The 14480-nt window shown below is 36.1% G+C and carries 7 protein-coding genes; 1 reads left to right on the plus strand and 6 read right to left on the minus strand.

The features are described from left to right. Nucleotides 1–105: 105 nt before the first annotated feature. The 4 genes from P2W75_RS15975 to P2W75_RS15990 all read right to left on the minus strand — a co-directional run bounded on the left by P2W75_RS15975 (nucleotide 106) and on the right by P2W75_RS15990 (nucleotide 11943). A complete protein-coding gene (locus P2W75_RS15975; RefSeq protein ID WP_276381244.1) occupies nucleotides 106–1743 on the minus strand; it encodes a glycosyl hydrolase family 18 protein in 1638 nt (545 codons plus the stop codon). 273 nt (nucleotides 1744–2016) lie between these two features. Continuing rightward, nucleotides 2017–4671, minus strand: a complete 2655-nt coding sequence (locus P2W75_RS15980) for a beta-1,3-glucanase family protein (protein ID WP_276381245.1) — start codon at nucleotides 4669–4671, stop codon at nucleotides 2017–2019. Between the two features lie 171 nt (nucleotides 4672–4842). Then, the gene (locus P2W75_RS15985) at nucleotides 4843–8793 is read right to left on the minus strand and encodes a family 16 glycosylhydrolase (protein WP_276381246.1); all 3951 of its coding nucleotides are present in this window, start codon (nucleotides 8791–8793) and stop codon (nucleotides 4843–4845) included. A 219-nt stretch (nucleotides 8794–9012) separates the two neighbouring features. Beyond that, a complete protein-coding gene (locus P2W75_RS15990) occupies nucleotides 9013–11943 on the minus strand; it encodes a triple tyrosine motif-containing protein (protein ID WP_276381247.1) in 2931 nt (976 codons plus the stop codon). Between the two features lie 457 nt (nucleotides 11944–12400). Here P2W75_RS15990 and P2W75_RS15995 point away from each other — a divergent pair, with 457 nt between their 5' ends. After that, the gene (locus P2W75_RS15995) at nucleotides 12401–13216 is read left to right on the plus strand and encodes an alpha/beta fold hydrolase (RefSeq protein ID WP_207295851.1); all 816 of its coding nucleotides are present in this window, start codon (nucleotides 12401–12403) and stop codon (nucleotides 13214–13216) included. A 59-nt stretch (nucleotides 13217–13275) separates the two neighbouring features. On the opposite strand, the gene P2W75_RS16000 is transcribed toward P2W75_RS15995, so the two are convergent. Together P2W75_RS16000 and P2W75_RS16005 are read right to left on the minus strand one after the other, a co-directional pair. Beyond that, the gene (locus P2W75_RS16000; RefSeq protein ID WP_276381248.1) at nucleotides 13276–13914 is read right to left on the minus strand and encodes an HAD family phosphatase; all 639 of its coding nucleotides are present in this window, start codon (nucleotides 13912–13914) and stop codon (nucleotides 13276–13278) included. A gap of 90 nt (nucleotides 13915–14004) precedes the next feature. Next, on the minus strand, nucleotides 14005–14469 hold the full coding sequence (locus P2W75_RS16005; RefSeq protein ID WP_276381249.1) for an NUDIX domain-containing protein: 465 nt from the start codon (nucleotides 14467–14469) through the stop codon (nucleotides 14005–14007). Between the last annotated feature and the right edge of the window lie 11 nt (nucleotides 14470–14480).

Here is a 14480-nt window from a genome sequence, read left to right on the forward strand (position 1 = left end):
AAACCAACTCTTTTGATTTTCAGATGTATACTTCTATGCATTAAATTTTAATGAGAAATAAAAAGCATTATTCTGCTGCAGAGCAGAATAATGCTTTTGAAAAACTTATTTTTTAATAAAACGTCTTACTGTTTTTATTCCGTTTTTTTCTACTGAGATTAGGTAAATCCCTTTCTTAAGGCTGGAAACATCAATGCTGTTGTTGTTTACTGTTTGTGAAGAAACTGTTGCTCCGCCTTCAGTATCAATAATATTTACATTTCCTCCTGAAACTTCTGCGCTGAAGAAAAGCTGGCTTTCAGTTGGATTTGGATATACTGTTAAACTTGGAATCGAATCTTGTGTTGCAGCTGAAACCGATTTCGCAGCCAAAGCAGCTCCTGATTTCGTGATTCTGAACCAGTTTAAATTAAAACCTGTATTTTGAACATATATCCCGAAATTATAAGTCCCAGCATTTACGTTTACAGTTTGCGTAATCGTTTGCCAGTTCTGCCATCCTCCAGTATTGGGTACGTTTACATTTCCAAGCTGGATTGTTCCTGCATTTAAGTCAGATGATAATCTTCCACCTGTAACAGCACTTGCCACGCGGTATTCAATTACATACGATCCTGAAGTTGGGAAATTAATATTGTAATATGCCATCCAGTCTCCTGTATCGCAGTATCCTACATTTAATCCTCCTCCTGTATCGGTTGTTGGTTCAGTTTGAACACCACTCATGGTATTGTAGTTTTCAGCCTGAATTAAAGTTCCTGTTCCCGTTGGAGGGTTACTTCCAGTAATTACTTGATTGATTGCAGTAAGCAATGATTTTGAACCTGTTGCATCTTGTGATAATTCCCAGATCATTACTCCTCCTGCGTTTTGAATCGCAAAAGTTGTTTTTTGTTTGATCGTTGGGATTCCGTTGTAGTATATTGTATTTCCAACTTGATCTTGGTTTTCAGCTCCTGGATATTGCGCTACGATATTCGCATATGAAATTCCTTGATTGGCTGAAGCTCCAAAACCGTATCCGTAAAACGGAACGCCAATGATGGCTTTGCTTGCTGGTAATCCTCTTCCTGTCCAGTAATTAAACTGATTTACAGCCATACTATACGGAGAGTGTTGTCCTGGATTGTTTGGTGCCCAAGGTCCTGTCGCATCATATGCCATAATGTTGATCCAGTCGTAAGCTGAAAAAACAGATGAAGGTACGTTTGCTCCACCATAACCTTCTGAAAGTGCTGCCGTAATTAGTTTACCATTAGCATGAAGTTTGTTGGCTAAAGCAGTTACGAATCCTCCGTAATCACCGTTGATTGCAGGTCCTTCTAAATCTACATCGACTCCATCAAGATTGTGAGCTACAACATAATCATAAATTTTTTGAACGAATGCAGTTCTATTACCTGCCGTGATTAAATTGAAATAATTGTCACGAATAGCACCTCCTTCTGAAATTGATCCTCCGCCTAATGAAACAAAAACTTTTACATTATTGGCATGCGCCGTATTAATAATGGCATTGTTTCCAGAATTAAAACTTAAATAACCATTGGCATCAGGATTTTCAAACGCAATATTGATATGCGTTAATTTACTGTACTGAATTGTGCTTGCAAAAGCATTTAAATCGATCCAGTTAGGAACATACGCGATTACTTTTTTCTGCTGGGCTACCGAATAGTTAAACACACCCAATACTAAAATGAGAATCCATTTTGCCGACATTCTTTTGTAATTGTCTTTCATAATAATTGTTTTAATAGATTAATAAACTCGTAAATGTTGGGACGGTTTTCTGATTTAAGATTTTAGATTTTAGATTTTAGATTTTAGATTTTAGATTTTAGATTTTAGATTTTAGATTTTAGATTTTAGATTTTAGATTTTAGATTTTAGATTTTAGATTTTAGATTTTAGATTTTAGATTTTAGATTGAAATTTGGCTGCGCCAAATTCCAATTATTAGTATCTATTTATAAATCAATCTGAAATCTGAAATCTAAAATCTGCATTCTTAAATTATTTCTTGATGAAACGCTTAATCGTTTGTTTGCCGTCTTTCTCGAAAACAATTAGATAAATTCCTTGTTTCAAATGCGAAACGTCGATACTATTACCATTTGCTTTTTTCGATAAAACTGCGCTTCCAGACTGTGCGTCAACTATTTTTACATCTCCTCCAGAAAGATCTGTTGTCGTAAATAATGTATTTTCTACTGGACTTGGATATATGTTTAGAACTGTTGTTTCTGGCTCTTCTGCTGCAGTTTGTACCGAAGCCGTTTTAGCCGCCGCATTACCTACTTTAGTAATTTTAATCCAGTTGATGTTCATTCCAGTATTCTGAATATAGATTCCGAAATTGTACGTTCCGGCATTTACATTTACAGTTTGAGAAACCGTCTGCCAGTTCTGCCATCCTCCAGTATTGGGAACAGTTACATTTCCTAAAACAATAGTACCAGCATTCAAATCTGAAGAAAGTACACCGCCTGAAGCACTTGCAACTCTATATTCAATTAAATAAGAACCCGTTGTTGGGAAATTGATGTTGTTGTATGCTAACCAATCACCTGTTTCTGTGTAACCCACATTCGAACCTCCTCCTGTATCTGTCGTAGCTTCTACTTGAATACCACTCATTGCTGAATAATCTTCTGCCTGAATTAAAGTTGATGTCTGAGAAGTAGTTGCTGGAACTAATTTCCATTGTCCGCAAGTTTGGTTGTTATTGTCCCATTGCTGTACAATTGCGCCAGAAGCTGTACTTGCATTGGCCACCTCAACAATTCTTCCGCTGTGACGGGCTACAATTTTATAGAAACCGTCTCCTGTAGAAACTAAAATAAACTGCTGATTAGTGGTTGCATTGTATGGATATTGCTCTACCCTTGCGCCATTAGCTTTATTGAAGTTATTGATATCCATTGACATACCGCTGTGGTTGGCAATGATTTTATACATTCCATCTCCTAAGTGCGTGAATGTAAATTTCTGGTTGTTTCCAGAATTTAAAGCACCTTGGTTGATTCCTGCTCCGTTTGACATACTTGAATTCCAAACGTCCATGTATAAACCGCTGTTTCTGTTTTGTAAAAAGAAAGTCTGGTTTCCTAAAGTAGTAGTTCCATTAGCAATAATTCTGATTGAACTTACTTTATCGTTCCAAGTGGTGTTTAAACATGAATTACTAGCATTAATTACGGTTGAAGTTCCTGTAAAGTTATCATCCATGTATAAAATCGCTTGATATCCTTGAGTGATTTTTAATGACGAAATATCATCATTTAAAACGCCTAATGAATTTAAACGAGCTAAATTGTAATCACCAATCGTTAATCCGCCAGAGAATCCTGCGTAGTTGCAATCTTTATACACCGTAACCACATCTGTAGTCGCAGGAACTGAAGGTGTTGTAAGTCCATAATATCCTCCAAAAACAGCGATAACTTTTGTGGGCTGTGGCGTATGAAGTGATGGTGACTGGTCTGCAACATCATCATAAGCAAATCCGTAAGCTAAATTATCGATATTGATTCCTGGTAAGTGCCAGAATTTAGAATAATGATTCGTTGGGTTTACTTGATAATATTTTGAGGCATCATACCAGTTTTGCTGACCTGGATTTGGTGTAGTAGTATTTACAACATGACGGTTGATTGCTGCTGTCAATTGAGCTTGAATTACAAGATCCAAATCTCCATCTACCAATCTTCTGTCTAGAACACCTTTTCCTTCAAGTGCTTCCTGAGTAGTTGGGCGGTTTTGCACACGTCCGGTTCTTCCAACAAAAGCTCCAGATTGTCCCACCATTTCTAACTGTTCTCCAATAACTCTTCCTTTGAAAACTCCAGCATCTCCGGCATAAAAGATTAAATCTTCATTTTTGTATTTGTTCCAGATCGCATCAATGTACGATTTCAAATAGTTAGCATACGGACCTGAACCTTCGGCATAAGCAGCCGTTTTTGAAGGTGCTGTAATTTCTCCTGTCGCATCATTTACACAACCTTGAAATTCTGCAGGAACATTTGCTTTAAAAGCTGCAACAATGTCAGCGTGTTTTTTCAAATCTCCCACTTTCTTTTGGTAACCTCCGGCTCCAAATAATTCAAGTCCCATTGGATATTTATACGAATCAACTCTTGTTGGATTTCCGAAGAAACCATATTGATTGTTCGTTAATTCGATCATTTCGTATAAGATTCCCTGATTAGGATCGGTTGCATTCTGCGGATTTGGCGATGCATATCCAGAAGGCGCTCCACTGGCTCCAAAAAAGTAGAAATACAATTGTGATCCTTTAGAAATAAAAACACGACATCCTGCGATTAATGGCAGTGTAAATGTTTTGTTTGGAATTTCACTCAGTTTGGTAAAACAAGCTGCATATTTGGAGTTTTGCCCTGGTCCAGTATTTCCACCATAAGTTGGTCCTGTAACTGTGTTGTAGGACGCGTTCATTGGCAAAACCTGACTTGTTTTGGCATTTACCCAGACATGGTTTCCGGTTGTATAATCGATTCCGACAATGGCAACGTATAAATCGCTGTCGGCAAAAGTTGAATTATTGGTAATGGTAAACGGTACTGGCCCCTGTCCGTACATTAGGGCTGAAAACACTAAAAACAGTGTGGTGAGAAAAGAAAATCTTTGAAGTTTATTTTTTTTCATATCTAAATAATTTTGGGGTTACATAAATAGATTTCAACCAAAGTCATCTTGAAAACGAATGACTTTAAATATCCGTCAGGTGCAATTTTTCGGTGCTATCCTTATATTTATATTGCGGCTGATCAAACCAGCTTAATATTGTTAATTTTGATTACACCCAACGGATTTAAATTATTTCTTAATCAGCTTTTTAGTCCAGCTTTTTTGATCTGATTTGAAATTCAAAATGTAAATTCCTTTTGTCAGTCTGCTGATGTCTATTACGCTTTCATTATCCTGAGTTTTATTCTCAAGCATTAAGGTTCCTGAATTGTCATAAATTGAAATGACTTTATGATCTAGTTTTTCAGGAGATGAAACTTGAATATAATTTCCTGCTGGGTTTGGATATACAGCAAAAACTTTTTCTTCAGTTTGTGGTTCTTCTACAACAGCCAATGCTTTTTTAGCTGCTGATGCTGATCCGTAAGCTTCAATTTCATACAATGAATATCCGTAAGGCGCCAAAGCTTTTGTGTTACATAAAACACGAAGATATCTTCCGGTTCCGCTTACTGTTAAATCATCTGTTCCACCATCGCTTGCTGTTTGTGTGCTGATCGTTTCATTTTCTGTGAAAACGTTATCAGTTGAAAGCTGTACTTTGTATTGAGTGGCATAAGCAGCTTCCCACTTTAAAACCACACGGTTAAGGTTGTAATTACTTCCTAAATCCACATAAATCCATTCCGTTGCATTTGCAAAAGAACTTGCCCATCTTGTAGTAGCAGCATTTCCGTCTGTTGCTTTAGATGCAGATAAGGTTGAATTTTCTTCTGTAGAAGCTGTTGCTGTTTTCGAAAGCGCCAGGTTCACATTTGGATTTGGTGTAATATTTCTAACAATTACATCGCTGAAAACTCCTGTTGTTAGAGTTCCGTTAGCGTGAGATGTAACTGCCATTCCTGCATAAATGGTGTTGGCCATTACAATAGTTCTTGGCGTTCCAATTTGTGTCCAAGTTGTTCCGTTATCAGAAGCATAAGAGGTAAATACATTTCCTGATCTTACTACACGAACCCATTTTGGAGCAGCTCCTGTCACCACTTCTGCAGCTGTTATTCCCGAAGTGGTATCACGAGTTAAGAACTCAATTCCAGCAGCGGCGCTTGCATCGGTCGTAGCATGTTTAGAGGTTGGTGTAAGTGTTTCTCGGAACATTACTCCCGCTTTTGCGTATGTATTGGTATTGGTTAATGAATTTACTTTAGCAATAATTTCAGCATCTCCAGTAATTGGCTGGTTTACAAACTGAAATTGATCGCTTGTTTCCCAAATATCATTTCCTGCTCCTTTGATTGTAAAAGTACCGTTTGAATGTGCAGCTTCTCCTGCTGGAGTTACGGCACCTAAATCTGTGCTTGTCCAAGGTGCTGGTAATGTATTTGGATTTTCGGTCGAAACTAAGTTTAAAGCTCTTAGATTATCAAAATAATAGGTATTTCCAGAATTGGTTCCCGGTTCAAACAAAAATACAAAACGATTTACTTCGCTGTCTAAAGTTGACGCGTCTGGTGCGCTTACATACGTAAAAGTTACAGTATGCCAAGTATTCGTTTGTTTTACAACTCCCTGATAAATACTGTGTCTTCCTACTGGATAGTTTGACGGAATCGAAGCACTGCTTTCTGCCTGCCAAGAAATGATTGATCCAACTGGAGCCGATGTATACACATCCATAGCGAATTTTTTAACGCCTCCTTTGAAATCTCCAATATTGGTTAAAGTGGTATTGAATGAAAAGTTATCATACAATTCAGTTGATTTACGAACATATCTTCCCACATTTGAAGACGTATTGATTCCTGTAGCACTTGGATTTGCTGTATTAGCTGTATACGTTCCAATAGCATCTCTAAACGTAATATTGTGTGTATTTTGGTAATCTTCATAAACTACTCCAGGTGTAAAAGTGTCTGGAAGTTTTGTCGAACCAATTCTGATGTTATCAAAATAATACGTATCGTTTGTATAAGAACCTGAGTTAAACAATAAAACCATTTGGTTTACAGCCAGATTCGAAGTTCCAGCATCTGGACTTGAATTGTAGTAGAATGTCAATGTTTCCCATTGGTTTTGCTTTGTTGTAATGGCAACGTAATTACTGTTTCTTCCTGTTGGATAATTAGCTGGAAGCGAAGTAGCACTATTTTCTAAATTCAGACTTACGACGGTTCCAATTGGTGCCGAAGTATACACATCGATCATGATTTTATTCGTCTGATTTTTCAATAAACCTGCATCTTCGATTGTGCTTTGGGTATTGAAGAAAAGAACATCGTACTGCTCCGTTACATTACGAACATATCTCGCCACATTAGCAGATGAATTCACCGAATTTGATCCCGGATTTGCTACAACAGAATACGTTCCAGTGGTAGTTCCTTTGATAATTTTGTTGATTCCATCATAATTCTGAAGAACATCTGTAGCAATAATTGGTTTTTCTGGCGCTGCTTTTGTCAGCAGATTATCGAAATAATAAGTCGCTCCTGAATTAGAATTTGATTCAAAAAGCAATACCACATTGTTGATGGATAAAGCACTTGTATTGGGATCGATGATTTTTTCAAATTCAAATTCGATGGTTTCCCATTTGTTCTGAACAGTTGTCGTAGCTTTAAAACCACTATGTCTTCCTGATGGATAATTAGTTGCAGTCGTTACGTTACTGTTTTCTAACTGCATTGAAATTTTTGTCCCAACTGGAGCCGATGTATAAATATCAAACGAAAGTCTTTTTCTTCCGTAAACATAATCATTGGCATTCGTAATAGTAAGATTTCTAATGTTTAAAACATCATACAATTCTGTTGAATTACGAACATATCTTCCTACTTGAGCTGATGTGTTAATTCCTGTAGCAGATGGATTTGCAACTGCTTCCGTTAAAACACCTGTTTTTACCGGATACAGTACATTTCTATTGGTCTGAAAATCGTCATGTATTTTTTCTACTGGTAAAGCAGGTTCTGTAGTTACAGCCAATTTATACGTATTAGCAGCACATCCAGAAACTGTTGTAACAACGGAAACATCTCCTCCTGCTGTTCCCCAGTTTACTGTGATCGCATTTGTTCCTTGTCCAGAAGCTATTGTAGCACCCGCAGGAACTGTCCAGTTGTAAGAGGCTCCTGCCACTGCATTTATAGAATATGTTTTGCTGGTTTCGTTTTGATATACTTTGTTATCTCCCGTTACTGCATATTTAAAACTTCCGTCATAAACACGTACATAATCGACTTGTAATTTCGCTGGAAAATCGGCTGGAACCGGCTCTACTCCAACACCGTTTACTCTTGTATATGGCGTTCCGTAGCTACCAACAGCCAAATTTAAAATGATGTAAAAATTATTATCATTAAAAGGCCATCCTCCGTTAACCGTTGTGTTTGGAGTTGCCGTATGAAATAAATTTCCATCAATAAACCATTTTATAATATTTGGTCCCCATTCTACAGCATAAACGTGGAAATCAGCTGATAAATCTACTGAAGAACTATAACTTCTGCCTGTAAACTGATAACCGCCTCCATCGTAATGAATTGTTCCATCTATTGATTTTGGGTTTCTGTGTTTGGCTTCCATAATATCAATTTCCCCAGTATATGGCCACCCACCTCCTACTGGAAGCATCCAAAATGCAGGCCATGCACCCTGTGCATTGGATAACTTCATACGAGCTTCAATTCTTCCGTATTTTAAAGAATATTTTCCTTCTGTAGTTAATTTTGAAGAAGCATACGGCTGATCTGGAAATTGTGAGCTAGGCTGATATTTAGCCTCAATATTCAAGTAACTGTTTGTGCCTTCTTTCACAATTGTAGCTTGATTGGGGTCGTAACGCTGAGCCTCAGCATTTCCAAATCCGCAAAGCGACGGACATCCGTTTCCAGAAATGCTCTGCCATTTGGTTAAATCGACAGTCGTGCCGTTAAATTCGTCAGACCAAACCAGTGTATTACACTGTGCCTGAAGTTTGATAAAGGGCAGCAGCAGGAACAAAGCAGCTACACAAAATCTTTTAAATAAATAGTAATTGTCTTTCGGTGGTCGGCCGAAAAAAGAGTCTTTTTGATTCATTCTTTTTAGTTTTTTGTTAGTAAAGTGCTTTGGCATCGTAATTGGCTATTTGTAAATAATAGCTTATTATTTTGCCGAATTGAAGGACAATATTAACAAATAAATCAGGCTAGACTTACATTTTTGAGTACGGTTTGACTACGGTGTTTGAAAAAAATTACCACAATAGACCGTGAAATCCCAGTAGAACCACTTAAGATTTTACTTCACAATAAAAAATTAAAAATTAAGAATGAATTCAGTTATGTTCGTATCAGATGGAAGTTGCAATTTTTTACGAATACGATATCGGGTATCTTCCACTCCTCGAACTGAAATTCCTAAAAGCGGTGCAATTTCTTTTGTATTGAAGTTCATCCGCAGATACGCACACAATCTCATATCGCGTGGAGTCAATTCTGGATAAGTAGATTTTAAACGCTGCATAAAATTATCATGAAGCTGATTGAAGATTTCCTCAAACTCATTCCATTGTTTATCTCCCTGCAGCTCATGATCAATTAATTTATTGATTTTGGCCAATAAACTAAAGTTGACATTCGGGTCGTTTTTCTTGTCAATTTGTGTAATTAAATCTTTTATAGAAAGCAGGATTTCATTTAAATGAATCAAATTCACTGTACTCGAAGCAACTTTTGCATTTTTAAGATTAATAGTCGATTCGAGGTTTTCACGCATAATATTCATATTCTCCTGCTCCAATGTCAGTTTCTGCTCATTAAGTTCTGCACGGCTTCGAAGCAGTTCTTTTTCCTGATTCAGGATTAATTGCTGACGCTGACGTTCTGCAACTGATTTCTGGTATTTTATTACCGAATAAATCACAACGCCGTACAATATAAAATACAAAATATAAGCCCAAATAGTTCTATACCAAGGCGGTAAAACTTCAAACCTAAAAACGGCTTCTTCGCTTACTACACCATAAATATTTTTTGCCCTTACATGAAAAACATATTCGTTTTCAGGCAGATTGGTATATTCTTTTTCGGTCTGAATGCTGTAATCTGACCATTCTGGTTCAAAACCTTCCAGCCAATATTCATAAGTCGTAGCTTCGGCATCATCAAAGAACAAAGATGCAAAAGAAAAATGAAGCGCATTATTTGAATACGGAAGTTCTACCGAAAACGTATCATTTGGTGATCCTGTTTTGTTTGGCAGCACATCGTACCGGCTTGAAAACAGCAAACTATCTTTAGGAAAAATGCATTTTACTTCAGAAATAACCGCTTTGTATTTCGTTTGGTACTTCTTGTTTTTAACAGCACTGTAATGAATCAATCCGTCTTGTGTTCCAAAAAATACATCGCCACTTGCAGTTGTCTGAATATTTTCAAATCCTGGCACATACAAATAGCGGAGCTTTCGAAAAGGAAGTTCATCGATTTGATAATTCCCCTTCGATTTCTGAATCATTTTTCCTGTATTTTCTCCCGATAAATACCAAATATTATTCTGGTTATCTGGCTTTAATAAACGTATATGACTTCCGAGTCCGAGATATTTTTTAAAAACAGGATCTGGAACCATCTTTTTTGAAACCGGATTTTGTTTGTAAACTCCTTTAGTGGTACCAAATAAAATCTGATTATCAATTTTAAATGTATTCAGAAACAAACTCGATGGAAATCCATTCTTCTGATTGTAAAACTGAAGTTCAGAAACAGCATCAAAAGTGGTATTCAGCTTGAGTTTAAAAATCCCTTTGTAACCATGTGCAATCCAGATACTCCCGTCCTTCTCGGTTTCAATAACACGGCTGCTTTCCTCAAAACCTTTTATTTTATGCTGATATACCCACGAACCATTTGTATTTTTCAAAAGATACAAACCCGTATAACCGCCAGCAAGCAGTAAATCAGGATGATTCGGAATCAGAATCCCTTTCCAAGCGCCATCAATTTTGGCTATTGTTTTTGCAACATTACCGTTGACTTCAAATATTCCGTTTTTTTCAAAAGCCAAAAGCGAATTGCCAAAAACACCAATATTCCAAACGTTTTCATACATACCCGAAACATGCTGAAAATGAACATTTTCTCTTTTCCCGTTTTTATATTCATTCCAATCGAGCCAAAATAAACCGTTGTCTGTAGCGATGTATAATTTATTCTGATAAATCAAGCTGTTATATATTTTCGTTTCAGAATTTGAACTGTCTAAAATTCGGGACAAAGGAGATGAAATCTGTATAAGCGAAATTCCTTCCTTAAGCGTTACCCACAAATTACCTTCTTTATCGGTTTTTAAATTCGTAACATAATCATTCTGAAGTCCCATTTGTTTGTTGATGTGCTGAATCAAACGTCCCGCACTATCTACAACTATCAACCCGCTTTGACGAGTTCCAATTCCGAAATATCCATCAGAAAATGCAATACCTGTTGAAATTTGATTTTGCTTCAGCAGATAATCCACTTCCGTCAAAAATGGTTTTATTTCATTGTCTTGATACGTAAAAAGCCCTTCCTTCTGCGTAAGCAATAGCAATCCGTTTTTTGTATTAAAGATTTTTCGAATCTTCTTTCCAATTAATTGCTCTCCATTGGGAACTGAAAGAAGTTTGTTGTTTTGAAGTTTTAAAAGTCCTTTCGCATTATCTGAAACATAGATTTCATGATTCACTTCAAAAAAATCATCAAAATTATCTTTTGATTGTAAAACTTTGATTTTATTGTTATTGTAAATAAAAATTCCTTCAGAAGAAAAGAAAATCACTTTATTATTTTGAATTACAGTATGCGTAACATCACCAAAATTTCGAGCAGAAACCGGAATCAATTTTACAAGAGAAGTATATTGATACTGTCCGTTTGGCAATTGGATTACATATCCAAAATCGCCTTGAGCCCCCACATACATTTTATCATTTTTATCAATCGCCAGAGAACGCACCATACTTCGGTTTTCCGGCTGGGTAACAATACTCCATCGCACGCCGTCGAACTGCAGAATACCAAAATGATTGGCAAAAAACATCATGCCTCTGGAATTTTGTAAAACGTCCCAATTTTCAGACGCGGCTTTATACATCTTTGGACTATAACTAGTTATAAAAGGAACTCCAATTTTTTTTATCTGGGAAGTAGCAACTGGAGAAATAAGCGGCAGTAATAGAACTAAAAGTCTAATTATAAATTTCGTCATTTTGTTTCTGTCTGTAGGTTATTTATTTGCGATTTGAAATCACAATTTTAAAATGACCCTTTGGGAAAGCCATTTTTAGGCAAAAAAATTCGTTTTATTCCCGAAGCTTATTAATAATTCAATACCAATAACCAACTAAAAAAACGAATGTCGAAATTCAAATATATAAAAATTTATTTTAATGTAACAAATTACATTAGTTATTACGAATAGTAAAATTGAAAGAAAAAAGACTGAAATAAAAAAGCTCAACACTATTCTAAGAGTAAAAAAATATTTTCTGGAACATTTTTTTTACTTCTTAATCTAGATTAATCGATATACAGACCTTCCTACAATAAATTTGCATCATAATCACAACAAAACTGAATATTATATACAGTAAACGTTAAAAAACAAAAATTAATTTACCATTAAAATCAAAATAACAAATAATAACAATTTAATACTAAAAATCATGAGCACATTTACAGTAAAAGACGGAACAGAAATTTATTACAAAGATTGGGGAACAGGGCAGCCGATTGTTTTTCACCACGGATGGCCATTATCAAGCGATGACTGGGATGCACAAATGATGTTTTTCCTTCAAAAAGGATACCGAGTAATTGCTCACGATCGCCGTGGACATGGTCGTTCTGGTCAAAGTTCTGAAGGAAACAATATGGAAACTTATGCATCAGACATCGCAGAATTAACTGAATATTTAGATTTAAAAGATGCCATTCATGTTGGACATTCAACTGGAGGTGGTGAAGTAATCCGTTACGCAGCACAATATGGAAAAGGGCGTATTGCAAAAGCAGTTATTATAAGTGCGGTAACTCCAATAATGATTCAAAACGAGTCGAACCCAGAAGGTGTTCCATTATCTGTTTTTGACGAAATTAGAAAAGGAACAGGATTTAACAGAGCGCAGTATTTTTATGATTTCCCTATTGCCTTTTACGGCTGGAACCGCGAAGGACAAACTGTACAGGAAGGCATTAAGCAAAACTGGTGGCGTCAAGGAATGATGGGTTCAGTTTTAGCTCATTATGAAGGTATTAAAGCATTCTCTGAATCAGATTTTACAGAAGATTTGAAAAGTTTAGACATTCCCGTTCTTGTATTACATGGAGAAGATGACCAGATTGTGCCTTATGCTCAGGCACCAAGAGCAGCAAAACTGTTGAAAAACGGAAAATTAATTTCTTATCCAGGATTCTCTCATGGAATGCCAACTATAAATGCTGAAATCATCAATAATGATATTCTAACTTTTATAAAATAAAATACTTTAAACACAAACTGCCCGCAAAACTTCGCGGGCAGTTTGTGTTTTTACAAATATCATAAAGTAAGAAGCCTGCTTAATTCTTCATAACTATCAAACAGTATTGCTCCCTCTTCCTGCAAATCTTTGTTATTAAAACCATTGGCAAAGCCATATACTTTAAATCCGCCGCTGACTCCGGCTTTTACACCAGCCTTGCTATCTTCAACTACAATGCAGTCTTGTACTTCAAAACCCATTTCTTTGGCTGCATGCAGAAAAATTCCAGGTTCTGGTTTCCAGCTGCCAATTTGGTATGAACTAAATATTTTGTTTTCAAATTTATCCAGCAAACCTGCCACTTCAAGATTTAAACGGATTTTATCAACTGGACCGCTTGAAGCTACGCAATACGGAATTTTTAATTTTGCGATAAAAGCTTCGATTCCTTTCATCGGTTTTACCTGCGTTTTAAAAGCTTCGAAACTTTTTTCACGATACTCAGTTTCAAAATTTTCAGGCAGTTTTTGATCGATTGCTTCTTCAATATGACGAAAACAGTCTTTCAGATTTCTGCCGTTAAAATGACGGTACGCATCTTCCAATTCCATCTCAAAACCATGTTCCTGCGCCATTGCCAGCAGTATTCCGTTGCCTATTTTTTCTGTATCGACTAAAACTCCGTCACAATCGAAAATTATACATTTTACTTCCATAACTTAAATTTCATTTTAAAACTGCCATATATTATTCAATTGGCAAACTAAATTGAAAGTACAAAATTATCTCGTAAAACGGTATATTGTTTACAATGAAGCCGAAATTTTAGAAACCATCTGAATAATAAAATCAGCTTGTGCAGGATTTATTTTCTTTAAAGCATCAGCAGTTTGAAACCATTCGGCACGATCAATTTCGGGGAAACTTTGAAATTTTCCAGATTTAGGAGGCCATTCTATTTCAAAATCATTACTTTTTATTAAACTTTCGTCAAGATCAAATTCAACCGCCCATGCATGCACAATTTTACCCGATTTAAGTTTTACATATTCCAATTCAATAAAATCTCCCTCGACTTCAACACCGGTTTCTTCTTGAAATTCACGTTTTGCTGCTTCAAGCGGATCTTCTTCATTATTAAATTCACCTTTTGGGATTGACCAGCTTTCTAAATCTTTATTCTTCCAGAAGGGACCTCCCGGATGAACCAAAAAGAAAAAGATCATTTTATCTATAAATTTATATACTAATATTCCAGCGCTTTGTTTCATCTTTCAATATT

This window comes from Flavobacterium sp. H4147 (genome assembly GCF_029360735.1).
Classification (GTDB): domain Bacteria; phylum Bacteroidota; class Bacteroidia; order Flavobacteriales; family Flavobacteriaceae; genus Flavobacterium; species Flavobacterium endoglycinae.